We start from the raw sequence: 350 nt of genomic DNA, 5'->3' as shown, positions 1-350 counted from the left end.
TAGATTATACCGTATTCGAGGATATGTCAGAATTCGTTCCATACAGTGAACAAGCAAGAACCGAATTAAAACTCAGAAAATATCCCCATACAATTTAAGGAGTGATTGCGATGAAAAAACCATTCTTATTGCTCTCCAGTATTATGGTAGCGTTGACATTTACCTTGGCCGGATGCGGATCTTCTAATGATAATTCGAAAAATACAGCAGGTACTGGCAATAAAGACAATCAGTCAACTTCTCCCAAAAAGAATGTCACCCTGGACTTTATGCTTAATTCGGCTGATGACGTGCTAGCCGCGTTCAAGGATATTGCGAAGAAATATGAAGGTGAAAATCCTGGTGTGAAG

Annotated in this window: 1 protein-coding gene; it reads left to right on the top strand. The window is 39.4% G+C overall.

What is annotated here, in order from left to right:
• Positions 1–110: 110 nt before the first annotated feature.
• Positions 111–350, top strand: a 240-nt coding sequence (locus ACNPNW_RS06445; RefSeq protein ID WP_448766771.1) for a hypothetical protein, incomplete at its 3' end; no start/stop codon positions are given.

Source organism: Acinetobacter endophylla (assembly GCF_053543775.1).
Note: the sequence above shows the minus strand (reverse complement) of the source record. Positions and strands in the feature narration are given on the sequence as shown.